The following is a 23,049-nucleotide window of genomic DNA, read 5'->3' on the forward strand; positions in this document are numbered from 1 at the left end:
ATACTGCCAGGGAGCTGGTGGGAAAGTAGGCCGCCGCCAAGACTTATTTCCTGAACGAAAAACTCCGGTACCGATGAGGGCCGGAGTTTTTCTGATTCAGTGACCGCATGCTTGAGCAAATTACGAATTTTGGGTCACGACTGCAGACTGACGTGGCAACGGGGCATATACCGCTCGCCTTTCCGGTGCATGCAGGTGGCCCGAGAACTTTGTCTTGGTGGTCATGGAGGTGGGGGTACACCCGATCCCATTCCGAACTCGGAAGTTAAGCCCGCCATCGCCGATGATACTGCCAGGGAGCTGGTGGGAAAGTAGGCCGCCGCCAAGACGTATTTCCAGAACGAAAAACTCCGGTAACCGATGAGGGCCGGAGTTTTTCTGATTCAGTGACCGCATGCTTGAGCAAATTACGAATTTTGGGTCACGACTGCAGACTGACGTGGCAACGGGGCATATACCGCTCGCCTTTCCGGTGCATGCAGGTGGCCCGAGAACTTTGTCTTGGTGGTCATGGAGGTGGGGGTACACCCGATCCCATTCCGAACTCGGAAGTTAAGCCCGCCATCGCCGATGATACTGCCAGGGAGCTGGTGGGAAAGTAGGCCGCCGCCAAGACTTATTTCCTGAATGAAAAACTCCGGTAACCGATGAGGGCCGGAGTTTTTCTGTTTTGGGGGGTATTAACTGATTCTCGGTAACCCATCACCTTTTCTCTTATTCTCTTCGGTCTGCCTTCAATCAAATAATGAATTAGGCCTTGGTGCGTTCTGACTTGGTTAGGCGTTCGTCGACTCCATCAAGTCCAATCTACTGTTTCCTTTTGCCGCCGCTCTGCTGTCTTTATCCGTAAGGCTCGCAGACTCGCCGACGGCTATAGCTTCCGCGGGACCAGAAGGGGCCTCAGCCAGGGCGTACCGTCTGGCAACGTGCATCTGTATGGCTCGTGCCTCGCTTACAGCTGCTACTCGCTAGATTGGTGGCTGTATCGCTCCTTCGTCGCAGACAGCCACTGGCACTCCTCAGCAAGGCCCCCTCTGGACTCCCCCTGCCTCGCCCCAGCTGGTCGCTGGTGTAGTGCGTCCCGCCGTGGAAGGGAAGCGCTTCCAATCGGCATGTGTGTTTGTTCAGGGCAGTGATGCGCTCGTAGGGAGGCGGCATCAAAGCAGAGAGGCTGTCAGCTCAGTGCGCTGGATCGAAAAAAGCAAAAGCTCCGGGTCAATGTGATCCGGAGCTTTGTTTCGGCTGGCTAAGAGGGAAAAGAGTTTGTGAGAGGTACTATTTGTTCTCGGTGGGGAAACCATCCCTGTGCCACTTGTGCCATCCGCCGAGAAGGGCCTTTGCGTTGGTGAAGCCCATATCCTGAAGCGCGAGCACCACACGGGTGCTTGTATACTCGTTAGGTCAGGCGCAGTAGACGATAATCTCTTTGTCTTTGGGAATTGTGGCAGCCCATGTATCTACATCCTGCAGGCTGCCGCGAATGGCTCCCTTGATTTTGAGCGTAGAGCCGCTCCAGTCTGCGCCGGAGCGTGCATCGACAAGCAGAGCCGTATCAAGACGGGAAAGGGTCTCTTCCGGTGTTATTTTAGCTATGTCTGCCGCATGTGCGGTAAGCACAGTAAGGGATAGCATGAAGAGAAGAGTTGCCCAAAGCAAGCGCGGTATTTTGTCTCGCATAGTCGCCTCCTGAACATGTCACAACAGTTTTCAAAAGCCATACTCTGAATGTAGCATGGAATTGAGGCATGGCAAGGACGAATGCGTATTTGTATATCTGATACTATGCGCGCGAGTACTGAAAAAACTGGTGTGCAAATGGAGGCCGGATCAGTCTTGTTCCTGCTTTGCCGCGTCCTTCTGTGGTGGGGCTGCGGGAGCCGAAAGCTTGGCGTATGCGAAAGAGAATATCATAGCGGTAGCAGTGATGATTCCTGCCGAATAGGCCAGCAGTGTGACGTCGTCCGGCTTGTCGAAGGTCATCCACGCGGCAAAGCCGTAAAGAAGCATCCCCAGTACCGTGAGCGGGGGCAAATAGCCGCGCAGCAACAAGGAACTGTTTATAAGGGCATAGCCCGCGAACCAGCAGATAAGGGAAGCATTGATGAGTGCCTCAAGTCTTGGTTCGCCAGCCCAGCCGAAGGCAAGCAGACCGGCAATGGGAATGCACAGAAGGATGTGCATCTGGCGGCGGAAGAGTTTGTCATCCGGCTTGCGAACCAGAAATGCAAGCTGGCGTGCTGTGGCAATGAGCAATGCCAGAATGGATGCGAAGGTGCCGAACAGAACTGCGGCACCCATGATCTGGCGTCCGTTGTCGCCAAGGGCGATGCCCGACATGAGGATATGCGGTACTGTGGAGCCTGCAAGGTCGAACGGGTCTGCGGCTCTGAGGCTGCCCCACAGATAGACAACAAACAGGCACAGGGCCAGCAGAACGGCCATAAGAGCGCGCTGTGCTCCTTTGCCGACCTCAGGCCTGGATGCGAGATCGAAGCCGAGCAGGGCGATGAAGGCGAGGTAGCAGCCCTTGAGAGGATCACCGCCTGTGGGGAAGAAAGGCGGTGTTTTCTGCGGGAACATGGTCGGGAACAGGCCTTCAAGCCCATGGGGACGCGTTGCCATGACGGCCACATAGGCAACGGAAGTGAGCGCGATGAGCGTTACAACATACAGCACTATGCCGCGCGGAACAGGTGCCAGAAGAGAGGCTCCGGCAACGAGCGCGAGCAGCGTGAACGAAAATGCCAGATTGGGGTACCAACTGGCAAAGAGCTCATTGAAGCTGTATCCCGCTTCGGCCAGCCAGAGCGTGCCGAGCGCGATCAGGGCCAGAATACGAGCCGCATTGATGACACCAAGCCCGTAGGCCCTGAGTGCGTTGCTTGTGCTGCCTCCACTCTCGGGTGTACCCATGCCGTTGGCTGTTACAAGGGCACAGAGTGCCGCAAGAAGCAGAAACAGGCTGAAGAGCAAGCCGGACATGCCCGAGCCGTTGCCCACGGCTACCAGCGCGCCGGGGGACAGCATAAAGGCAAGAGGCAGGAAAAGATCAAGCATCAGGATACCTCCGAGTGTGCTCGGGAAAGCATAACAGGGGGTTGCAGAAATGAAAATACGGGAAAGAGTCCTCTTTCTGCTCTATGCCGCACAGCAGGCAGATTTGCAGCATTGGCGAATTGCCACAGTGATCATGATAGCTGCGCGACCCAGCATGCAGCTTTTCAAGCGCCAGCAACGCCTGTGGCTGTAATTTGTAACGCGATTACAGCTTGCATGTTGCCGTATTCGGATCATCAGTATTGCGGGGGCCTGCAACAACATCTTTTCCGATGGCGCGCGCAACATTGCGGAGCATGCCGTTGAAGATGATCTGATGGAAGGGATACATGGCATACCAGTATACTATACCTGCCAGTCCGCGGGGCAGGAACCGCGCAATCAGGGTGAGTACAACCTGAGGCGGACCGGCGTCTACGGCAGTGGTGTCTTCCAGCCTGAATTCAAGCAACGCCTCTCCGGGCAGGCGCATTTCAGCAAGCAGAAGCAGGCGTTCACAGGGGCGGATATCCAGTACCCTCCAGAAATCCAGCGCGTCGCCCACAAGCAGTTCTTCCGCATCGCGCCTGCCGCGCCGCAGGCCGGGGCCGCCGACAAGCTTGTCCAGAAAACCCCGCAACTGCCACAGAATATCACTCTGGTACCAGCCATTTTCACCGCCGATGCGCTGAATGGGCTTCCAGACCTCTTCCGGTGTTGCATGCAGGGTGATCTCGTGCGCGGTATGCACCACCGTTCCCCCGGCAAAGGGGGCGTCGCCGCAGGTGATCCACTCCGGAGGAACCGGCGTTCCGGCGTCCTTCCAGCAGGTGGGGACGGTGTGCTGGCGGATGCGGTCCAGCGCCATGCGTATGGCCTCCCGCACGCTGAGCAACTTTTGCGGAATAAGATCGTGTATGCTGTTATCTGAGCACACCACCCGGTTCTTGAGTCCGGCTACAAGAGGGCGAGCAAGCACGGTGGGAACAGGCGTGACAAGATTGAGCCACAGGGAACTGAGATAGGGTGTCAGCACGGGAACGGGAATGATGAGGCGTTTGCGCAGGCCCGCTTCTTCAGCATACAGGTCAAAGAGGGCTCTGTAGGTCAGAATATCCGGTCCGCCTATGTCATATGTCCTGCCTGCGGTTTCCGGCAGTTCAAGAACCCCTGCAAGATATTCCAGCACGTTGGATATGGCTATGGGCTGGCATTCCATGTGTACCCACTTGGGCGTAATCATGGCCGGCAGGCGGTCAACAAGGTAACGCACCAGTTCGAATGATGCACTGCCGGAGCCGATGATCTGGGCCGCGCGCAGCACCGTAACGGGAACGTCCGAAAGTGCGAGAATTTCTGCCACCTCGGCCCGCGATTTGAGATGCGGGCTCAGTTCGGTATCATCCGGCACAAGGCCGGACAGGTAGATGACACGTTCGACCGTGTTGCCTTTCAAGGCACGCACCATGTTGTACGCGGCTTTGCGGTCGGCATCCTTGAAGTCATGATGCCGTGAGGTCATGGAATGCACGAGGTAATAGGCCGCGCTGCATCCGTGAAGGGCCGCCCGCAGACGAGGTTCGTCGTGCAGGTCGCCTTCAACAATTTCCAGATTCGGGTGCGATGCCCAGGGCCGCGAAGCAAGCTTGCGCCGCGAGCGAACCAGTGCGCGAATGCGGTAACCTCTTTCAAGCAACAGGGGGATGAGTCGTCCCCCCACGTAGCCGGTTGCGCCAGTCACCAATATGGGCAGGGCGGTGTGATTCTGCATGTGTACCTCTTGGACATAAGGAAGGAGATGTACTCACATACCATACAATCTATGCCGAAAGCACAAAAAAAGGAATTGCATGCCATATTGCCGAGGGAACGGGTTGAGGGTAGATACGGGCATTAGCCATTCGGCCGGAGGCTTTTCATGGTTGCACCGCTTTTGACAGAGGGGATAGGCTATATTGCGGCCTGCCTGACAACATTCGCCTTTCTGCCGCAAGTGCTGAAGGTCTGGCGCACAAAATCCGTGCGGGACATCTCGCTTGTTACCTATATATCACTCACGCTCGGTGTTCTGCTCTGGTTCCTCTACGGGCTGGGGATCGGATCGCTCCCTGTCATTCTTGCCAATGGTATTACGCTGGTACTTGCGGCATCCATTCTTATAATGAAAATTCGCTATTCACGCCGAAGACCTTCCCGCCGCTAGAAAGGTGTACCGGACTTTGCCCTTGCGGTATCGGCGGCACAGCTGAAGCGCTTGGGCGGTTCCGCATGAAGGGCCATGGTATTGCGGCCCGCGGGCCTTTTACGGACTGGCTATTGTGGTCTGTGGCTGATAGCGTGCGCATATTCCACATCTGACAACGGGTGCACAACCTTCGACCCTGAAAAGGGAGCGAATGCCCTTGGCGCACCAACTGGAATCAGCGTTTTCCATCGCTTTCGCGGAAGCGGAAGAGTGTTCACCCTCCATACCTCAATCAGGTTCTCTAACGCGCCCCTCGCCGCATAGTGCATCCCGCGGGCGCATCCATGTGCCGTTTCGGAGTGAACCGCCAATTGCGTCATCCGAATCCGGCATACTCATCCATACTCCTCTCATCTGCGTCGGTTGCGGCTGGTGCTGTCTGGATCACCCGTGCGATCAGTCCATTCACGGGCACGGGTATACGGACAGGTGTCCGGAATTGTTCTGGTCGGCTGAAGCGTCAAGGTACTTGTGTGCCATGGCCATGGATGCCGATGCCGGAGCCTACATCCGGGAAGTGCAGCGTATGGGGGAAGGCTGTTGCGCCCCCCAGAACCGCTGGCGGACAGATGTGAAGCAACGAGATTGATTGAAGCCGGTAGTTCCCGGCCTTGTCCCTGCTGTCAGATGCAGAATTGCAAAGCGCCTTACGGGGCGCTTTGTTGTAGCAGGGGTGACTGCGTGGGTATGGTTGAGCAAGGCGGCAGTAAAATGAGTCTTTGCACTTCTTTTTCGCATACGGACTGTTGACCTTTTGTATACATTCTGTATTTCATAAGGAAATCAAGGAAGGAGAAGAGCCATGCCGCGTAGGGTCAAATCAGTCCGTGTGCCGGAAGAACTGAGCTCTCTCGATCTTTCCGGGGTCATTGCGGAGTGCGAAAAGTATCTGCGTGATCTGGAATCCGCAACCCTGCTCAAGCAGCATGGTGACAAGGAGGCTGCAGAGGCGCTTATCCGCGCCCGGCAGCAGGATTTGGGCCGCAAGATCGGCCTGAAGGTTTGGGAGGCACGCAAGGCGTTTGGCGCGGCCAGGCTTTCCAAGCTGGAGGAAGAAGAGTAGAGGCTGAGTTCACAGTTATTTTGGGCAAGACAAAGGCCGGAAGCGGGTGCTTCCGGCCTTTGTTTGTATATTGAGTCACGTCGTCTGAGCTAGCTGTTGCTGAGCCGCTGCACGATGCCCATCATCGCATAGGTCAGCTGTGCGGCTGCGAAATCGGAGGCGTGGTCGCCTTCTTTGGGAGCCAGCTCCACCACGTCCATGCCTATGACCGTGCGACCGGCAATGGCCTTTTCCAGCAGTTTGATGGCCTGCCACCAGAGCACGCCGCCGGGAACAGGGGTGCCTGTGGCGCTGATGACGGAAGGGTCAAGGCCGTCCACGTCAAAGGTGACGTAGATGGTTTCCGGAAAATCCGCAGGCAGCAGGTTTTCAGGCATGCCGTTCATGGCAAGGTCGCGGGCATCCAGATACGAGAGGTTTCTGTCCTTGCGCAGGGCCACTTCATCCTTGCAGAGCGCCCGCACGCCTATGCCGAACACGGGCAGGCCAAGGTCCAGAGCGCGGTGCATGACGCAGGCGTGGCTGAAGGGGCTGCCCTCGTAGGTGTCGCGCAGGTCGGCATGGGCATCAAACTGCACAATGCCAAAGTTGCCGTGCTTCTTGTGCAGTGCACGCAGCGCGCCCAGCGTAACGGTGTGCTCGCCGCCGAGCATGACCGGAATGCCGTGCTCCGCAGCAGAAGCAACTGCGGCCTCTATGCGATCCAGTACGGTTTCGGCATCGCCTGTGCAGTCCACGGCGGGGTGGGTGTGAATGCCCAGCACGGAGGCATCCGAAAGGCCGTCCCACACTTCCAGCTGGTCAGAGGCTTCCAGAATGGCGGCAGGGCCATGCACGGTTCCGCCACCATAGGAAACAGTGGCTTCAAAGGGAGCCGGAACAACCTGAAACAGGCACTGCTCAGGCGTGGATTCTTCAAGTTCGGAAGCAAGAAAACGGTTCATGGTCTATCTCCGTCCAGTTCAATTCTGTTCAATCGTATGGCAGAGCCTGATTTCGTCAGCTCGGGTTTGGTCAGCCCCTGTTCTCTTCAGGTTCACTTGGGTCCAATTGGGGTCCGGTTAGGGCCCGATTATGTTCTGTCAGGCTGCTGCATGCTCCGGCACCGGTATATTGCGCAGTCGTGCATTTCTCTGCCGCCAGTGGCATGCAAGCTGCAAGCTTTGTCCAAAGCGTCATGACTCAGTCAGTTACAGGCAGGATATTCCCCATGGCAGAGAAAGAGCCTCACATCATCAGGCAGCGTGGCAGCGTTTCCCGCACCGACCGTGAACAGCGGAACGGACACTCAGCGCGCGTGTTCTGGCTGACGGGGCTTTCCGGTTCCGGTAAGTCCACCATCGCCCACGCAGTGGAAAAAGCCCTGTTCGACGCAGGCATGCAGGCTGTCGTGTTCGACGGCGACAACGTGCGCCACGGCCTGTGCAGCAATCTCGGCTTTTTGCCCGAAGACCGGCAGGAAAACATCCGTCGGATCAGCGAGGTGAGCAAGCTCTTTGCTGAAAGCGGCACCATCTGTCTGTGTGCCTTCATCGCGCCGCTGGAGGCCGATCGCACTGTCATTCGTTCGGTGCTCGGTGACGATCTGCGCGAAATCTACGTATCCTGTCCGCTTTCCGTCTGCGAAGCCCGCGACGTGAAGGGCTATTACGCCCGCGCCCGCGCCGGACTCATCAAGCATTACACCGGCATCAGCGCGCCCTATGAGGTGCCGCAGCATCCGCATCTTGTGGTGGATACAGACAGGGAATCGCTGGATGAATCCGTTGCCAAGGTGCTCGACTTTGTCATGCACAACATCCGCCAAGCGGATGGCGCATTGGCGGATATGCCGGAAGGGCGTTCCCTCGGGACCACCCCTCCGGTTTCTCTTTCCTAGGAAAGTCTTCCTCTGAAATCCTGATAGCCGAAGCGGCGAACCACTTCCAGCTCGTCCTTTTCCGAATGGTAGCGGGCAATGGCGGGCAGCTGCAGGCCGTTGAAGGTATTGGTCTTCACCATGGAATAAATGGCCATGTCCGTGAAGACCACCTTGTCGCCGCTTTGCAGCGGTGCATCAAAAGAATATTCGCCGATCACGTCGCCAGCCAGACATGACTTGCCTGCAAGGCGGTAGCTGTGCGCCTTTTCATCACGCTGGCCGGAGCCGATAATGAAGGGGCGATAGGGCATTTCCAGCACGTCGGGCATGTGGCAGGCGGCAGAAGCGTCCAGAATGGCAATGGGCATGTCCGCTTCGATCACGTCCAGCACCGTACCCACAAGATAGCCTGCCTGCAGGGCCACGGCCTCGCCCGGTTCCAGATACACCTGCACGTCATACCGCTGCTGTGCGCGTTCAATGCACCGGCACAGGCGGTCGATATCGTAATCATCGCGGGTGATATGGTGGCCGCCGCCAAAGTTCAGCCACTTCATGTCGTGCAAAAATTCGCCGAACTGTTCCTCAACGGCTGCAAGCGTTCTGTCCAGCGCATCGGAATTCTGCTCGCACAGGGTGTGAAAGTGCAGGCCCGAAACGCCTTGCAGCTGGTCCGGCTTGAAGTGCTGGCGGCGGATGCCCAGACGCGAGCCGGGGGAGCATGGATCATAAATCGGCACCGCGCCTTCACTGTGTTGCGGGTTCACGCGCAGGCCAATCTCTATGGCACGCGGGCTTGCCTGCACCACGGGGCGGAAGCGCTCAAGCTGCGCAAAGGAGTTGAACACGATGTGGTCGCACAGCTCCACCATCTCGCGCATGTCGTCATCCGAATACGCTGCGGCAAAGCCGTGTACCTCACCGCCGAATTCCTCGCGGCCAAGGCGTGCCTCGTGTGGGGAGCTGGCGCAGGTGCCGTGCAGCACGTTGTTCAGTACACGAAACGTGCTGAAGGTCGCAAAGCCCTTCAGGGCCAGCAGTATCTTCGCACCCGTGCGGCGCTGTACCGTGTCCAGAATGCGCACGTTCCGTTCCAGCAGTGCCTCGTCCACAATAAAGCAGGGCGAGGGCAATTGAGCAAGGTTGGGGAGTTTCATGTTGTTGTATTGGAGTAAGAGTTTATTGTGTGTATTGGCTTCGCCTGCCTCCGGCAGACAGGGCGCTGCCCTGTACCCGGCAGGGGGATAATCCCCCTGCACCCGTGTTAGCGATGTTGTCGCTTACAAGAGGCGAATTTTTCGTCTTAGTGGGAGAGATTACATTGAGGAGAGTATTGCTGGGCTAACGCCGGCCAAACATTTCTTACGCGGACGTATAGTCGGAGCCTGTCAGGGTTTCCAAAGGGGGTTACTCCCTTTGGCCGCCGGAGGCATGCCTGACTCAAAAAGCGCCGCAGGCCCAAAAAACACTCCCCCAAAATCCCTCAAAAAATCTTGAACTATCGTATCAAAACGGGGGCCGGAGACCGGCCCCCGTTGGGGATTACTGCTTGTCGAGATCGACAACCACCCACGGCAGGCCATGGATATTGAGCTTATCCATGAACGGGTCGGGATCGAGCTGTTCCATGTTGAACACGCCTTCGCCCTTCCATGCGCCGGTGACCATCATCATGGCACCGATCATGGCGGGTACGCCGGTGGTGTAGGAAATGGCCTGCGATTCCACTTCGTCGTAGCAGGCTTCGTGGTCGCAGATGTTGTAGATGAAGTAGTTTTTCACTTCACCGTTCTTCAGGCCCTTCATCTTGCAGCCGATGCAGGTGCGGCCCTTGGTGCGTCCTCCGAGGGAAGCCGGTTCGGGCAGCACGCTCTTGAGGAACTGCAGGGGCACGATCTGCTGGCCGTTGTGTTCCACGGGCTCGATACCGGTCATGCCGACATTCTCAAGCACGCGCAGGTGGTTGAGGTAGTTGTCGGAGAAGGTCATCCAGAAGCGGGCGCGCTTGAGTCCCTTGATGTTGATGACGAGGGATTCGAGTTCCTCGTGGTACATGAGGAAGCACTTTTTGGGGCCGATGCCTTCGGGGAACTTGTACATCATGGACCAGCTGAGCGGGTCGGTTTCCACCCACTCGCCGCGTTCCCAGTAACGGCCACGCGCGGTAACTTCGCGGATGTTGATTTCCGGGTTGAAGTTGGTGGCGAAGGGGTGGCCGTGGTCGCCTGCGTTGCAGTCGATGATGTCCAGCTCGTGGATTTCGTCAAAGAGGTGCTTCATGGCGTAGGCGCAGTACACGTTGGTTACGCCGGGGTCGAAGCCGGAGCCGAGCAGGGCCATGAGTCCTGCATCCTTGAAGCGGTCCTGATAGGCCCACTGCCACTTGTATTCGAACTTGGCTTCATCGAGCGGTTCATAGTTAGCGGTATCAAGGTAGGGCACGCCGGTTTCGAGGCAGGCGTCCATGATGGTCAGGTCCTGATAGGGCAGGGCAAGGTTGACCACGATATCGGGCTTGTGGGCGTTGATGAGCTGCACCAGCTCGGGCACGTTGTCTGCATCCACCTTGGCGGTGGTGATGGTGCGGCCGGTCTTGCGCTTCACGGAAGCGGCGATGGCGTCGCACTTGGACAGGGTGCGGGATGCGAGCACGATGTCGGAGAAAACTTCGGGAACCTGTGCGCACTTGTGGACGCAAACGCCGCCCACGCCACCGGCGCCGATGATCAGTACTTTTGCCATTGGCTGTCTCCTTCGGGACTTGGCAGTCCCTGACGCTTAAACTGTAAGATATAGTAGCAGAACCGTGACGGAAAAGACACGGGCAAGCGCAATGGACACGGCCTGAAGGAATACATCAGGGGTGCTTGCTGGGGGCTGCCCGGCCGTTTTTAGCGTCGCGGCCTGTTAGCTTTCGAAATAGGTGTATCCGCGCAGGCCCAGTTCGAAGGCCTGGAGAATACTGAACCGTTCTGCCGGAGAAATACGTCCGCTGCGCACGGCCTGTTCCGCGAGGGAACGCAGGTCTTCCATGATGCGGCGGGGTTCGTATTCAACATATTCCAGCAGCTCCGCTACCGTGTCGCCCTGAATTTCGCGGACGAACTCGTAGGAGCCGTCGGGGTAGACGCGCACGCTGACGACGTTGGTATCGCCGAACAGGTTGTGCAGGTCGCCCAGCGTTTCCTGATATGCACCCACAAGGAACGCGCCGAGATAGTAGTCGTCGCCGTTGTTCATGGGATGCAGGTCGAGCACGCGCTTTTTGCCCTGTGGATCGATGAACTGGTCTATCTTGCCGTCTGAATCACAGGTTATGTCGCTGATGATGGCCTGCCGCGAGGGCAGTTCATTCAGCCTGTGCACAGGCATGATGGGGAACAGCTGATCGATGGCCCAGGCATCCGGCAGGGACTGGAAGACGCTGAAGTTGGCGTAGTAGATGTCTGCAAGCGCAACATCGATTTCTTCCATATCCTTGGGGATATGCTTGAGCTGATCCTTGAGAGCGGCAACGCCTTTGATGATACCCCAGAAGAGGTTGTCGCAAAGGGTGCGCTCGCGCAGGGAAACGCGTCCGTCAAGGAACATGCGCCTTGTTTCGTCGCGGTAATACAGGGCGTCGTTGTAACACTCCTGCACGTTGCGCAACGAAAGGCTTCTGTGTGCTTCAAACAGGTTCTTGATGGGTTCCGGCAGGTCGGCGGGCATCTCGCTGGGGATGCGGCCGTCTTCCACGGTGGAAACGTCAAGAATGTTGAAGAGCAGCGCGGAATAGTAGGCCACGGTTGCGCGGCCGGATTCCGTAATGATGTGGGGGTGGGGCATGCCGCGCGCATCAAGCGTGGTCATGACCGCTTCCACAATGTCGGTGCAGTATTCGTCCAGCGTGTAGTTTCGGCTGGAGACATAGTTGGTATGGGAGCCATCATAGTCGACGGCAAGGCCGCCGCCGAGGTCGATGTAGCCCATGGCGGCACCTTCGGCCACCAGTTCGGCGTACACGCGCGAGGCTTCCTGCACGGCCGTGCGGATGTCGCGGATGTTCGGAATCTGGGAACCGAGGTGGTAGTGCAGAAGCTTGAGGCAGTGCAGCTTGTCCATGCTGCGCAGGGTATCCACCACATCCATGATCTGGGACAGGGAAAGGCCGAACGACGAACGTTCGCCGCCGGATTCCGCCCAGTGCCCGCTGCCCTTGGCGGCAAGCTTGACGCGGACGCCGATCTGCGGGTCCACGCCGAGCTGTTCGGCACGGCTGAGGATGCTGGAAAGCTCCCACGGCATTTCGAGTACGAAAATGCAGTTGAAGCCCATGCGCATGGCATGCAGGCCGAGGTCTATGAATTCCTCGTCCTTGTAGCCGTTGCAGACAAGGCAGGCTTCGTAGTCGCGCATCTGCGAGATGGCCGCGATGAGCTCGGCCTTGCTGCCCACCTCGAGACCGTGGTGGTAGCGCGAGCCGAAGTTCGCGATTTCTTCGAGAACCTGTTGCTGCTGGTTGACTTTGATGGGGAAGATTCCGCGGTATTCGCCCTTGAAGCCGAGGTTGGCTATGGCTTTGCGGAAGGACTCGTGCAGCGTGGATATCTGCGAGTCGAGAATGTTCTCAATGCGAAGAAGAACGGGCAGATCAAGACCGCGTTCTTTCAGACCCCGGATGAGTTCCGGGATGCTGACGGCTACATTGCTGCCGCTCCCGAAAGGATGTACGGCGACATCCCCGTCCGAGGTAACGTCGAAGTATCCGGCACCCCAATTGCGGATGCCGTACAGTTCAGCGGAGTCTTCAATACTCCACTGCGTGAGGGCTTTTTGCTTTGCCAACTGTCGGACCTCATACAAACCCCAATTAAAGTTACTGCCAAGGAACGCCCTGTTAAGGTGTTCCACCCTTGCCATGCCATGGTTGCCATTGCGTAGGAAAGTGCTACTCCAGCATACCGTGGGGGACCCATTTAGAGGCAGGGGGGGGATGCTGTCAATACCTGCCGGTCCGTTTGGGGGGACACATTTTTTGTAAGCTGGAGAAAATCGAATTGTGGCGGCGTGTTAACCATGAAAAAATAGGGAAGGCGTACCACGTTCTCTTTTTCTTTCCGGTCAGAGGAGACTCTAGCACATTTCTTCTGCCAGCAACAGGGCCGTGGCAAGAACCGACAAAATATCACGATGCACTGCTTGCAACAGGGCGCAGGCAGGGTATTAATGGTGAATATGCCTTTGGGTACAGCAGACTGCTGACAACGTTTTTTTGGTATTTTTTGGCTCCGCGGGGCAGGAACCTGACGTTCCTGCCCCGCGTATAAGCGAGGGAAATCCGTTTTTGGATCTCAGCTCCGGCTTAGCGGGGATGTGATTTACTAAAAGCGAGGGGTTGTCATTAAAACGGATGCGCTTTTGGGTGCAGAGGCATGCAGGCTTTGTTCCGGATTGGTTCTGCTGTGTTACATTTATTTTTGCGAGCGGATGCCTGCAAGGCTATTGCAAATTGTATCGGGATACTATAGCTGGTTGAGCGAACAGTGCAAATAGGGACCGCCTTGCTGGCGGTTCTGATATTACGACGCATTTCCAAGGAGAAAGGAAAACATGGATCAGAAGCTTGCAAACCCTGCCCCGCTGGGCCTGATGGGATTCGGCATGACCACGGTGCTGCTGAACATTCACAACGCCGGGTTCTTCCCCCTCAGCGCCATGGTGCTTGCCATGGGCCTTTGCTACGGCGGCCTTGCCCAGGTTATCGCCGGCATCATGGAATTCAAGAAGGGTAACACCTTCGGCCTGACCGCATTTACTTCCTACGGATTTTTCTGGCTCAGCCTTGTGGCGCTTCTCGTCATGCCCAAGCTCGGCTGGACCGAAGCAACCCCCCACGGCTACATGGCATGGTATCTTGTTATGTGGGGCGTGTTCACGTTCTTCATGTTCCTGGGTACGCTGAAGAGCAACACCGTTATCAAGTTCATCTTCTTCTCTCTGACCGTTCTCTTCTTCCTGCTTGCCGCCCGTGACTTCACCGGCAGCGAGACCATCGGCACCATCGCAGGGTACGAAGGCATCGTGTGTGGCGCATCCGCCATCTACCTCGCCATGGCCGAAGTGCTGAACGAAGTGTACGGCCGCACGGTGCTGCCCATAGGCTAGTGTTTTTCATCCGGCTTCACGCCGGCATGTTAAGAATGAGAAAAGGCCGGAGTCGCAAGACTCCGGCCTTTTCGATTGCATTCTTGTGTGTCGCGGTCAGGTAGCAGGGGGGAAGTGAACTTCCTTCTCCACTTTGGCAATGCGCAGCGAATAGGAAGCATACCACTTTTCCTGCCCCATCCGCTGGGCTGCGGCGTGGTCTGCCTGCGCCTTCCAGCACCGGATGGACTCCATGTCCTTCCAGTAGGAGACGGTAATGCCAAGCCCGCTCCGTGCGGAATCCGTACCCAGAAAACCGGGCTGGTTCATGGCCAGTTCCGCCAGCCTGTCTGCCATTTCGGCATAGCCGTTATCCCCTTCCGTTCTGACGGAGGTGAATATCACGGCATAGTACGGAGGCGTGAGCGTGCCGACCATGGGCTGCACTCCCTGCTATTCAGCCACGCCGTTGCGTACGATTTCCAGCAGGGTGCGTACGGCAAAGCCGGTACCGCCGGGTACGCTGAGGGGCGACTTCTTCGACTTGTAGGCAGGGCCTGCGATATCCAGATGCGCCCAGCGCACGCCTTCGCCGATGAACTGCTTCAGGAACAGGGCTGCGTTAATGGCACCGCCTTCGCGTCCGCCCACGTTCATCATGTCGGCCACATCGGACTTCAGCGGTTCAAAATACAGATCCCACAGGGGCATGGGCCAGAAACGGTCGCCAACGCGACCGCCGAGGTCCTGCACCTGCTTGGAGAGTGCTTCGTCCGTGGCAAATACAGCAGCCACTTCCGTGCCCAGAGCCACAACACAGGCACCGGTGAGGGTGGCAAGGTCGAAGATGGCGGCGGGCTTGTATTCATTCTGCGCCCATGTCAGCGCATCGCAAAGAATGAGGCGGCCTTCCGCATCGGTGTTGATGACTTCCACGGTCTTGCCGGAAAGGGTCTTCACCACATCGCCGGGGCGGGTGGCGCGTCCGTCGGGCATGTTCTCGGTGCAGGGGGCTATGCCCACCACGTGGCGCTTGATGTCGGAATTGCCCAGCGCTTCAAACAGGCCGATAACGGCTGCGGCACCGGCCATGTCGCTTTTCATCTCATGCATGGCCGCACTGGGCTTGAGGGAGATGCCGCCGGTGTCGAAGGTAACGCCCTTGCCCACAAAGACGATGGGGGCGTCGTTTTCCGTTCCCTTGGGTGCGTATTCCATGACGAGCAGTTTTGCCTGTTCTTCGGCTCCCTTGAACACGGATTCAAATGCGCCCATGCCCATTTCGGCCAGTTCGGGACCGTTGAAGGAGCGCACCTTGAAGCCGTACTTGCGGCCCATGGCCTCGGCCTTTTCCACCATATGCGCGGGAGTGACGATGTTGGCGGGGCCGTTCACCAGATCGCGGGTGGCCATCACGCCAAGGGCAGCTGCTTCGCCGCGGCGGGCTGCCGCATGCAAGTCGTCGGGAAAATTGGTTTCGGTGGAGAGCAGCGCCATCCAGCGGGGGCTGTGGGCAGGCTCTTCCATGGTGGTCTTGAGCGAGTCGTAGGTGTAGAGTGAGAGCAGGGCGGCGGCCACAGCCTCTTCTACCAGCACGGTATCAAGCTCATCGATCTTGTTGAAGATTTCGAGGTCCAGCGCGCAGGTATCCACCTTCAGTTCACGGCATTTCTGCATGGCGGTGGCCACGGCTCCGCGCAGGATGTCGAGGGTGAACTTGGCGCGGTCGCCAAGGCCCACGGCAATGCAGCGGGGCAGGGGAATTTCCGGATGGCCGTACATGACCACAACCTGATTCTTGTCGCCCCGGAAGTCGTGGCGGGCAGGGGTGATGGTTACCCACGGAGCGGCATCGGCAAAGGCCGGAATCTGCTCGATGAGGTTTTCGTCCTTGAAGCCGAACACGATGGCCGTGTTGGCGCGCCAATCGGCTGCCGGTGCCTGCTGAAAGCGGATATCCATGGTTGCCTCCAAATATGGTTTCCGGCCGTGGCCGGGAAGGATCAAAAAAAAGCGGGTACGTCCCGCAATGCGTCCACAGGGCGGGCATGGCCCGCAACGCGCTACAGACACCGGAGCTGAGCCACGGCATCGCGACAGTCACTATAGGCATTGCATGGTGCCGCGTCCAGTGTGTTTGTCTTACGCACGTTTATGTTTGGTAAGGCGCACAGTCTGCGTAGTGGCTTCATCCTCTTGCCACAGGTGCGCCTCAGGCGTAAGGGGGTGGGATGAGAAGGAGATACTTATCCCCGTTCATCCTGCCGGTTGCAGCGTTTGCCGCTACCATTCTGGTGGGGGCGGTGCTGCTGCGCCATACCTCCGTGCTGCCGGACGGATTGCCCTGGGTGGATGCCCTGTTCACGGCCACATCGGCCGTCTGCGTGACCGGGCTTGCCACAGTGGATACCGGAACCGCCTTCAGCCGTGAGGGCCACTGGGTGTTGCTCGGGCTCATCCAGCTCGGCGGTCTGGGCATCATGACCTATTCCAGCCTTGTCTTTTATCTGTGGCGGCGCAGGGTATCCCTGACCGACCGCCTTGCCGTGGGGCAGGCGCTGCTGCACGACCCCTCGTTCCATCTGGGTAACTTCCTTGTGCGCATGGTGCGCATGGTCCTTATTCTGGAACTGGCCGGGGCGTTGTGGATATATGCGCTGGACCCTGAAGTCATGGGGCCGTTCGGTGCCTTGTTCCATGCTGTTTCCGCCTTCTGCAACGCGGGCTTTTCCCTGTTCCCCGACAGTCTTGTGCGCTGGAAACACTCGTGGGGCATGAATACCGTCATCATGCTGCTCATCACGCTGGGCGGCATCGGCTTTGCCGTCATAGATGAATGCCTCAGGGCTGCGCGCGGTGTCGATCTGGGCAGAAGAGGCCTCAGTTATCCGGCAAAGCTGGTTCTTTCCACTTCGGCATTGCTTACATTCGGCGGTGCGGTGCTGGTCTTTGCATCGGAAATGGGCGGCGGCACGCAGAACGGTTCTGTTTCGCAGACGGTTCTCAGCTCCCTGTTCCAGTCCGTCACCTGCCGTACCGCAGGATTCAACACGCTGGATATAGGCAACATGACCAATGTCTCGCTCATGATCATGATTTTTCTCATGTTCGTGGGCGGTTCGCCCGGTTCCTGCGCCGGTGGTATCAAAACCACCGCCCTGCGCATTCTGTGGTCGTTCATGGGCGCGCAGTTCCGTGGGCGGGCTCAGGTTGTGGTTGCAGGGCGTGCCGTGGGTTCGCAGAACATGAACAAGACTTTTGCCCTGCTCATCACGGCCATTGCCAGCGTGCTGTTTGCCACGCTGCTGCTTTCCGTGACCGAGGGCGGCGATGTGCCTCACCGCATGGTGCGCGGGCAGCTCATGGATTACCTGTTCGAGACTGTTTCCGCGTTCGCGACCGTGGGGCTTTCTACCGGCATTACGCCCACACTTTCCGTAACGGGCAAGTTGTGCCTGACTCTGCTCATGTTTATGGGCCGCATCGGTCCCATATGGCTGCTGACAACTCTGCAGCAGATGCAGTCCGAGACCAGATACCGCTGGCCGGAAAGCGATGTTCCCATAGGATAATGCAGCTGGCGTACGGGGTTGGCCTTTATGGCCTGCCCGGAGTAAGATGGCGACTGCGGCATTGTCTGTACCGGTGTGTCGCAGGACGCGAAGAGATTTCCATTCAGGATGAGGATTATGAAAAAGAAGCTGGAAGTCGGAATTATCGGGCTTGGTAAATTCGGTCTGCCGCTGGCCAAGGCGCTGGTGGAGAAGGGACACTCCGTTGTGGGTGTTGATGCGGGCGAAAGCCGTATCCGTCAGGCGCAGGGTGTTCTCGACCATGTATATATAGCCGATGCCAAGGACAGCACCGTGCTGCACCAGCTGCGGTTTCAGGATCTGGACATGGTGGTGGTCAGTGTGGGCTCCAGCATGGAGGCCTCCATCCTCATCGTGTTCAACCTGCTGGAAATGGGCGTGAAGCGCCTTGCTGTGAAGGCCATTACTCCGGAGCACAAGAAGATTCTTTCCCGCCTCGGGGTGGAGACCATTGTGCAGCCCGAGCAGGATGCGGCGCTTACGCTGGCGCACCGCATATCCAACCCCGGCCTGCTGGATCTGCTGCAGCTTGGCGGCGGCGTGGTGCTGCAGGAGCTTGAGGTGGACAAGTGGGAAGGCAAAACCCTCATGGATCTGCACCTCACCGGCAAGGGCATCATGGTTGTGGCCATGCACAAGCCCGGCGAGAAGGACTATACGTTCGTACCTCCTGCGGACAAGCCCTTGCAGCGCGGCGAAACCCTTGCCGTCATCGGCTACGAAAAGGATGTGCTGGACCTTGAACCCTGATCGGTTCACGCTGTTCCTTGTTCATGAGGCGTTGCGCGCGGGGATATAATTTGCCATTGTTCCTGTCATGATACGGTGAACATCCGCCCGGGGCGCATTGTCCTGCGGCTGTCCGGAAACATCGGTACAGGAAGCCCATGAATACGCTTATCTGCAATCTTACCCGTTTTGGCGATCTGCTGCAGACCCAGCCGGTCATATCCGGTTATGCGCGGGCGGGGCGTCGTGTGGGGCTGGTGTGTCTGGACAATTTTGCCGGAGCCACGGCCCTGCTCAGGGACGTGGACGCGGTGTACCCCCTGTCGGGCGGCGGCCTGCTGGCCGCGCTGGACAGAAACTGGCGCGATGCGCTGGGCAGCCTGTGGCTGTGGGGTGAAGGTCCGGCCCGTTCCTTTGCGCCGGATGTGGTGCTGAACCTGACGGCCACGACCAGCGTTCGACTGCTGGCATCACACCTTGCCTCGCGCAGCAGCGGTCAGGTTCCGTCCGAATGTGCATCCGGTCAGGATGTGTCCGGCGACGCGGCGGCTGCACATGGCGCGGGTCTGCGCGGATTCGGGTTGGATTCCTTCGGCTTCAGCGTGAACAGCGATCCGTGGAGCACCTTTTTGCAGGCATCCACACGCCTGCGAGGCTGCAGCCCCTTTAATCTGGTGGACCTGTATCTCATGGCGGCCGGTCTGGGCGATGGCGAACGCCGGTACGAGCTGCGAGCGCCGGAAGCGGACAGTCTGGCAGAAGCCGATGCCTTGCTGTGCGAAGCGGCTTCCAGCGAGGACGTCAGGGGCTATGTGGCCTTCCAGCTGGGCGCAAGCGAAGATCGCAGGCGCTGGCCGCTGAAGCATTTTGCCGAACTCGGCGACAGGCTGTGGCGCGAAGAAAGGCTTCTGCCCGTGTTGCTCGGTGCAGGGAACGAAGCACATCTTGCCGGACGCTATGCGCAGATGGCATCTGCACCCCATGCAAATTTCATAGGCCGCACCACGCTGCCCGTGCTGGCCGCACTGCTCACCCGCATGCGTCTGCTCATTACCAACGACACAGGCACCATGCACCTTGCCGCCGGTCTTGGCGTGCCTGTTCTGGCGGTATTTCTGGCAACGGCCCAGCCGTGGGACACCGGCCCGTATGCCGAGGGCAGCTGCACGCTGGAGCCGGATATGGACTGCCATCCCTGCCCCTTCGGCAAACCCTGCCCCAACGAGCTTGCCTGCCGCGGGCGTATTACGGCCGAAACTGTGTGTGCGCTTGCCCGCCATTGGCTGCACAGCGGCGCATGGGCTGTTCCTGCGGAACTCGGAACAGGGCAGGGGCAATCCGGCTGCGGGGCGCGCGTGTGGCGATCGTGCAGGGATGACGGGGGCTTCATGGACCTTGTGTCTCTTTCCGGTCACGAGGATACCGACCGCACCCGCTGGGTGCGGCAGCAGCGGTATTTCTATCGTCAATTTCTTGACCGTGAACCGGCGGCACAGCTTGCCGCTGTAGGCATCCGTTCCGTTATCGGGCTGGCGGAAAGTGAATCTCTTTCGCCAGAACTGCGCGCAACGGCTGTTGCCGAACTTGCCGCTTCCGTCCAGCTTCTGCACCTGCTTGCGGAGCAGGGCAGGGTGCTCGCCGTGCGGGCGACGGAAACTACCAAACAGCGTTTTCTGGGTACATGGCAGCGGCTGCAAACCCTGTGGGACAACAGCAGATTGCTGAATGTGCTCGGTTATTTGTGGATGTGCGAATCGCAGGAGGCGGGCAGCGACCTTGCAACCGTGCTGGTGCTGGCGGAGCAGTACAAGGTGCTGGTTGCCACATGGCATGACAGCCTTTTTTCGCAGCAGGATTCAGGGGAACAAGGTTCAGGGGAGCAAGATTTGGGGGCATGATTCCGGAGACTGCCCGGGCATGTCCGTTTCCGGCGTATTGACCAGAATGCACGGCGGTTGCCGTGCTTTTTGCGTTTGTCTGCGCTGGCACAATTTTTGTATTAAGAATGGCGTACCGGAAAATTATGGCCCCAGGGGGGCCCCGTATACAGGAGGGAACAATGATTGTTATCGATGGACAGCACACTGATATTCAGGTCGGCACCTTTGCCAACCTTGAACAGATTCTGGTGAAAGTGATGGAAGAAGGCTCACTGGACAATCGTATCGTCACCGACGTTCTGGTGAACAACGAGCCCTTCTCCGAAATTTATCCGCATCAGGCCGAAGATATTGAAGCCAGCGAAATTACTTCGGTAGAGATCAAGAGCGTACCCGTGGGCGAAATGGCCATGAGCATCACCCGCGAACTCTACAAGGTGGTGCAGATCATGGGCGACGGCGCAAAGCACGTTGCCGAACTGTTCCGTCAGGCAGACGATACCGAAGCACTGGAAATGTACCAGGACCTTCTGCAGGTCGTGCGTGACTTCCTGGGCATGATCGGCGTGCTGCGCAGCGAGTTCACCCTCAAGGACCACCCCGCCTTCAATGACGGTGTGGAAGAAATTTCCGATCTGTTCGGTGAAATGACTGAAGTCATGGAAAACGAAGACTGGATTCTGCTTGCAGATTTGCTGGAATACGAATTCCTTCCCGCCGTTGATCGCTGGAAGAATGTCATCCAGTTGCTGCGCGAAGATATCCGCAAGGTGAACAAGGGGTAAGTTATGGCCGATAGCCTTACATTGCTTGATCAGGCACTGTTTCTCGGGGAACAGGAGCTTCAGGCTCTTGCCGTGGGAGATGTGGACTCCGCCGATGAGAATGCAACTCGCCGGGGTAACCTTATCACCATGGCGTGGGACAAGCGTGAAGGCGTGGCGCTCGATGCCCTGCAGTGCAAGCTGCTCAAGCTGCAGACTCTGCAGGGGCTGCTCACGGAAGAAGCACGAAAGCTCCATGCCTCCCTCAAGAGCGAGCTTCAGAAAACGAAAAAACACTCCGCCCGGCTTCAGGGCTACAGGCAGGGGGCGCGCATAATGCCTTCCCACAGCCAGTTCGTGAGCAAGCAGGGTTAGTTTTTCCTCCTGATACGACAGGCCGGAAATGCGATATCGCGTTTCCGGCCTTTGTTTTTGCCTGAAGCACCTGTTTTGTACCGGCACCTGCCGCAACTGGCGTGGTGCCTCATTATTTTGCGGTTTACTCCCTTCCCACATTTCCGATTCCGTATATAATGATAGCGGCAGGCTTGACTTTCCGCTATGTCATGTGAAACATGCCTGTTCCGAAATCGACCCCGTGCAGCCAGACGCCATTGTTCCTCACGCGATCATTCCGGCGGCATCCGGGCAACCTTGTACATGATCCTGCCTGCAGATACCGGCGGGCGCATGCAGCAGGGGCCGATAAAACATACATACCGATGCGTATACCTGATCAGGAGACCATATACGATGAATGAAACAGAACACCGTTGCGGGTGGGTGGCCATGATGGGACCGCCGAACGCCGGCAAGTCCACTATGCTGAACGCCTTTCTGGGGCAGAAGGTGGCCATTGTCACCCCCAAGCCGCAGACGACCCGCCACCAGATCAGCGGCATTCTTTCCCGCCCTGATGCGCAGATTATCTTCATGGATACCCCCGGCATCCACCAGTTGCGCGGCAAAATGAACAAGATTCTGCTGCAGACCGCATGGCAGGCCATGAGCGGTGCAGACGTGATCATGGTGGTGCTTGACTCCGACCTGTACATCCGCAAGCCGGAATTTTTTGAAAATGACATCGAGCCGTTGAGCGAGGCGATTCTGAACGAGACCCGCCCCGTTGTCGTGGCTGTTAACAAGGTGGACCTCTTCCGCGACAAGTCGAAGATGCTGCCTTTTCTTGAGCGCCTCAGCAAGCTGTGGCCCAATGCCGAAGTTTTCCCCGTTTCCGCAAAGAATGCGGACGGCCTGACCAAGATTCTGGATCACATCAAAGCCAGACTGCCTGTCAGCCCCGCTCTCTATCCCGCCGACCAGCTCTCTACCATGCCCATGCGTTTCATGGCCGCAGAAGTGGTACGCGAAAAGCTCTTCCTCGACCTGCGTCAGGAATTGCCGTATTATACCGCTGTGGAGATTGAGAAATGGGAAGACACCGGCGACCGGATCATCGTGAACGCCATCATTTATGTCGCCCGCAAGACCCACAAGGCCATGGTCATCGGCAAGGGTGGCCTTACCCTGAAAAGCGTGGGCACCGCCGCCCGCAAGGAACTTCAGGAGATGACAGGCAAAAAGGTGCATCTCGAGCTGTGGGTGAAAATCCGCGAAGGCTGGACCGAGGATATCGGCTTCCTGCGTATGCTGGGGATGTCTTCGTAGCACAGGCACAGATGGCGGCTCCGGCCGCCATTTTTGTTATGCCGTCAATGCATCCGGACGTGTTCCGGTATTGCGGCACGGTTG

At 58.0% G+C, this 23,049-nt stretch carries 20 protein-coding genes and 2 rRNA genes; 13 read left to right on the forward strand and 9 right to left on the reverse strand.

Going from position 1 to position 23,049, the window contains the following annotated elements; genetic code table 11:
* Window positions 1-213 precede the first annotated feature (213 nt).
* A 5S ribosomal RNA gene (gene rrf, locus HUV30_RS04015) occupies window positions 214-328 on the forward strand.
* 172 nt (window positions 329-500) lie between these two features.
* Window positions 501-615, forward strand: a 5S ribosomal RNA gene (rrf, locus tag HUV30_RS04020).
* Between the two features lie 786 nt (window positions 616-1,401).
* On the opposite strand, the gene HUV30_RS04025 is transcribed toward rrf (HUV30_RS04020), so the two are convergent.
* Both HUV30_RS04025 and HUV30_RS04030 read right to left on the reverse strand, forming a co-directional pair.
* The gene (locus HUV30_RS04025; protein WP_174404149.1) at window positions 1,402-1,677 is read right to left on the reverse strand and encodes a rhodanese-like domain-containing protein; all 276 of its coding nucleotides are present in this window, start codon (window positions 1,675-1,677) and stop codon (window positions 1,402-1,404) included.
* Between the two features lie 150 nt (window positions 1,678-1,827).
* Window positions 1,828-3,057, reverse strand: a complete 1,230-nt coding sequence (locus HUV30_RS04030) for an APC family permease (protein ID WP_174404150.1) — start codon at window positions 3,055-3,057, stop codon at window positions 1,828-1,830.
* Window positions 3,058-3,106: 49 nt separating this feature from the next.
* Here HUV30_RS04030 and HUV30_RS04035 point away from each other — a divergent pair, with 49 nt between their 5' ends.
* Complete coding sequence (locus HUV30_RS04035; RefSeq protein ID WP_174404151.1) at window positions 3,107-3,250, forward strand: hypothetical protein; 144 nt, start codon at window positions 3,107-3,109, stop codon at window positions 3,248-3,250.
* Window positions 3,251-3,262: 12 nt separating this feature from the next.
* On the opposite strand, the gene HUV30_RS04040 is transcribed toward HUV30_RS04035, so the two are convergent.
* Window positions 3,263-4,807 carry an SDR family oxidoreductase gene (locus HUV30_RS04040; protein WP_174404152.1) on the reverse strand — a complete coding sequence of 515 codons (1,545 nt, stop codon included), beginning with the start codon at window positions 4,805-4,807 and terminating at the stop codon, window positions 3,263-3,265.
* A 147-nt stretch (window positions 4,808-4,954) separates the two neighbouring features.
* Between HUV30_RS04040 and HUV30_RS04045 the strand changes: the two genes are divergently transcribed.
* Both HUV30_RS04045 and HUV30_RS04050 read left to right on the forward strand, forming a co-directional pair.
* The gene (locus HUV30_RS04045; protein ID WP_174404153.1) at window positions 4,955-5,239 is read left to right on the forward strand and encodes a SemiSWEET transporter; all 285 of its coding nucleotides are present in this window, start codon (window positions 4,955-4,957) and stop codon (window positions 5,237-5,239) included.
* An 844-nt stretch (window positions 5,240-6,083) separates the two neighbouring features.
* Window positions 6,084-6,344 carry a hypothetical protein gene (locus HUV30_RS04050; RefSeq protein ID WP_174404154.1) on the forward strand — a complete coding sequence of 87 codons (261 nt, stop codon included), beginning with the start codon at window positions 6,084-6,086 and terminating at the stop codon, window positions 6,342-6,344.
* An 89-nt stretch (window positions 6,345-6,433) separates the two neighbouring features.
* Here HUV30_RS04050 and speB read toward each other — a convergent pair whose 3' ends face one another.
* Window positions 6,434-7,288 (reverse strand): agmatinase, encoded by an 855-nt coding sequence (gene speB / locus HUV30_RS04055; protein ID WP_174404155.1) that lies wholly within the window; start codon window positions 7,286-7,288, stop codon window positions 6,434-6,436.
* 266 nt (window positions 7,289-7,554) lie between these two features.
* Between speB and cysC the strand changes: the two genes are divergently transcribed.
* Complete coding sequence (cysC, locus tag HUV30_RS04060) at window positions 7,555-8,223, forward strand: adenylyl-sulfate kinase (protein WP_174404156.1); 669 nt, start codon at window positions 7,555-7,557, stop codon at window positions 8,221-8,223.
* Here the strand turns inward: cysC and nspC are convergent.
* The 3 genes from nspC to speA form a co-directional block, all read right to left on the reverse strand.
* Window positions 8,220-9,362: a carboxynorspermidine decarboxylase gene (gene nspC / locus HUV30_RS04065; protein ID WP_174404157.1), complete on the reverse strand. Its 1,143-nt coding sequence runs from the start codon at window positions 9,360-9,362 to the stop codon at window positions 8,220-8,222. The two genes, cysC and nspC, sit on opposite strands and share 4 nt — an antisense overlap.
* Before the next feature lie 385 nt (window positions 9,363-9,747).
* On the reverse strand, window positions 9,748-10,947 hold the full coding sequence (locus HUV30_RS04070; RefSeq protein ID WP_174404158.1) for a saccharopine dehydrogenase family protein: 1,200 nt from the start codon (window positions 10,945-10,947) through the stop codon (window positions 9,748-9,750).
* Window positions 10,948-11,112: 165 nt separating this feature from the next.
* Window positions 11,113-13,032, reverse strand: a complete 1,920-nt coding sequence (speA, locus tag HUV30_RS04075) for a biosynthetic arginine decarboxylase (protein WP_174404159.1) — start codon at window positions 13,030-13,032, stop codon at window positions 11,113-11,115.
* Window positions 13,033-13,797: 765 nt separating this feature from the next.
* Here speA and HUV30_RS04080 point away from each other — a divergent pair.
* The gene (locus HUV30_RS04080) at window positions 13,798-14,352 is read left to right on the forward strand and encodes an acetate uptake transporter (protein ID WP_174404160.1); all 555 of its coding nucleotides are present in this window, start codon (window positions 13,798-13,800) and stop codon (window positions 14,350-14,352) included.
* A gap of 96 nt (window positions 14,353-14,448) precedes the next feature.
* Here HUV30_RS04080 and HUV30_RS04085 read toward each other — a convergent pair whose 3' ends face one another.
* Together HUV30_RS04085 and HUV30_RS04090 are read right to left on the reverse strand one after the other, a co-directional pair.
* Window positions 14,449-14,769, reverse strand: a complete 321-nt coding sequence (locus tag HUV30_RS04085; protein WP_174404161.1) for an antibiotic biosynthesis monooxygenase family protein — start codon at window positions 14,767-14,769, stop codon at window positions 14,449-14,451.
* A 15-nt stretch (window positions 14,770-14,784) separates the two neighbouring features.
* Window positions 14,785-16,293, reverse strand: a complete 1,509-nt coding sequence (locus HUV30_RS04090) for a leucyl aminopeptidase (protein WP_174404162.1) — start codon at window positions 16,291-16,293, stop codon at window positions 14,785-14,787.
* A 269-nt stretch (window positions 16,294-16,562) separates the two neighbouring features.
* Here HUV30_RS04090 and HUV30_RS04095 point away from each other — a divergent pair, with 269 nt between their 5' ends.
* The 6 genes from HUV30_RS04095 (at window position 16,563) to era (ending at window position 22,965) form a co-directional block, all read left to right on the forward strand.
* Window positions 16,563-17,903, forward strand: a complete 1,341-nt coding sequence (locus HUV30_RS04095) for a TrkH family potassium uptake protein (RefSeq protein ID WP_174404163.1) — start codon at window positions 16,563-16,565, stop codon at window positions 17,901-17,903.
* A gap of 117 nt (window positions 17,904-18,020) precedes the next feature.
* The gene (locus HUV30_RS04100) at window positions 18,021-18,674 is read left to right on the forward strand and encodes a potassium channel family protein (RefSeq protein ID WP_174404164.1); all 654 of its coding nucleotides are present in this window, start codon (window positions 18,021-18,023) and stop codon (window positions 18,672-18,674) included.
* Between the two features lie 137 nt (window positions 18,675-18,811).
* A complete protein-coding gene (locus tag HUV30_RS04105) occupies window positions 18,812-20,551 on the forward strand; it encodes a glycosyltransferase family 9 protein (RefSeq protein WP_174404165.1) in 1,740 nt (579 codons plus the stop codon).
* 161 nt (window positions 20,552-20,712) lie between these two features.
* Complete coding sequence (locus tag HUV30_RS04110; RefSeq protein ID WP_174404166.1) at window positions 20,713-21,318, forward strand: DUF8043 domain-containing protein; 606 nt, start codon at window positions 20,713-20,715, stop codon at window positions 21,316-21,318.
* A gap of 3 nt (window positions 21,319-21,321) precedes the next feature.
* Entirely contained in the window at window positions 21,322-21,672 is a 351-nt protein-coding gene (locus HUV30_RS04115; protein ID WP_174404167.1) for a hypothetical protein, read from the forward strand.
* Window positions 21,673-22,050: 378 nt separating this feature from the next.
* Entirely contained in the window at window positions 22,051-22,965 is a 915-nt protein-coding gene (gene era, locus HUV30_RS04120; protein WP_174404168.1) for a GTPase Era, read from the forward strand.
* Window positions 22,966-23,049: the final 84 nt, after the last annotated feature.

This window comes from Desulfovibrio subterraneus, from assembly GCF_013340285.1.
GTDB classification, from domain to species: Bacteria; Desulfobacterota; Desulfovibrionia; order Desulfovibrionales; family Desulfovibrionaceae; genus Halodesulfovibrio; species Halodesulfovibrio subterraneus.

Excerpts from the sequence above, each read along its gene's own strand:
- HUV30_RS04050 (WP_174404154.1), top strand. The coding sequence starts at position 6,084 with ATGCCGCGTAGGGTCAAATCAGTCCGTGTGCCGGAAGAACTGAGCTCT.
- HUV30_RS04095 (WP_174404163.1), top strand. The coding sequence starts at position 16,563 with ATGAGAAGGAGATACTTATCCCCGTTCATCCTGCCGGTTGCAGCGTTT.
- speB (WP_174404155.1), bottom strand. The coding sequence starts at position 7,288 with ATGAACCGTTTTCTTGCTTCCGAACTTGAAGAATCCACGCCTGAGCAG.
- HUV30_RS04115 (WP_174404167.1), top strand. The coding sequence starts at position 21,322 with ATGGCCGATAGCCTTACATTGCTTGATCAGGCACTGTTTCTCGGGGAA.
- HUV30_RS04085 (WP_174404161.1), bottom strand. The coding sequence starts at position 14,769 with ATGGTCGGCACGCTCACGCCTCCGTACTATGCCGTGATATTCACCTCC.
- HUV30_RS04035 (WP_174404151.1), top strand. The coding sequence starts at position 3,107 with ATGAAAATACGGGAAAGAGTCCTCTTTCTGCTCTATGCCGCACAGCAG.
- HUV30_RS04045 (WP_174404153.1), top strand. The coding sequence starts at position 4,955 with ATGGTTGCACCGCTTTTGACAGAGGGGATAGGCTATATTGCGGCCTGC.
- HUV30_RS04070 (WP_174404158.1), bottom strand. The coding sequence starts at position 10,947 with ATGGCAAAAGTACTGATCATCGGCGCCGGTGGCGTGGGCGGCGTTTGC.
- HUV30_RS04025 (WP_174404149.1), bottom strand. The coding sequence starts at position 1,677 with ATGCGAGACAAAATACCGCGCTTGCTTTGGGCAACTCTTCTCTTCATG.
- HUV30_RS04110 (WP_174404166.1), top strand. The coding sequence starts at position 20,713 with ATGATTGTTATCGATGGACAGCACACTGATATTCAGGTCGGCACCTTT.
- HUV30_RS04040 (WP_174404152.1), bottom strand. The coding sequence starts at position 4,807 with ATGCAGAATCACACCGCCCTGCCCATATTGGTGACTGGCGCAACCGGC.
- HUV30_RS04105 (WP_174404165.1), top strand. The coding sequence starts at position 18,812 with ATGAATACGCTTATCTGCAATCTTACCCGTTTTGGCGATCTGCTGCAG.
- HUV30_RS04100 (WP_174404164.1), top strand. The coding sequence starts at position 18,021 with ATGAAAAAGAAGCTGGAAGTCGGAATTATCGGGCTTGGTAAATTCGGT.
- HUV30_RS04090 (WP_174404162.1), bottom strand. The coding sequence starts at position 16,293 with ATGGATATCCGCTTTCAGCAGGCACCGGCAGCCGATTGGCGCGCCAAC.
- cysC (WP_174404156.1), top strand. The coding sequence starts at position 7,555 with ATGGCAGAGAAAGAGCCTCACATCATCAGGCAGCGTGGCAGCGTTTCC.
- HUV30_RS04030 (WP_174404150.1), bottom strand. The coding sequence starts at position 3,057 with ATGCTTGATCTTTTCCTGCCTCTTGCCTTTATGCTGTCCCCCGGCGCG.
- nspC (WP_174404157.1), bottom strand. The coding sequence starts at position 9,362 with ATGAAACTCCCCAACCTTGCTCAATTGCCCTCGCCCTGCTTTATTGTG.
- HUV30_RS04080 (WP_174404160.1), top strand. The coding sequence starts at position 13,798 with ATGGATCAGAAGCTTGCAAACCCTGCCCCGCTGGGCCTGATGGGATTC.
- era (WP_174404168.1), top strand. The coding sequence starts at position 22,051 with ATGAATGAAACAGAACACCGTTGCGGGTGGGTGGCCATGATGGGACCG.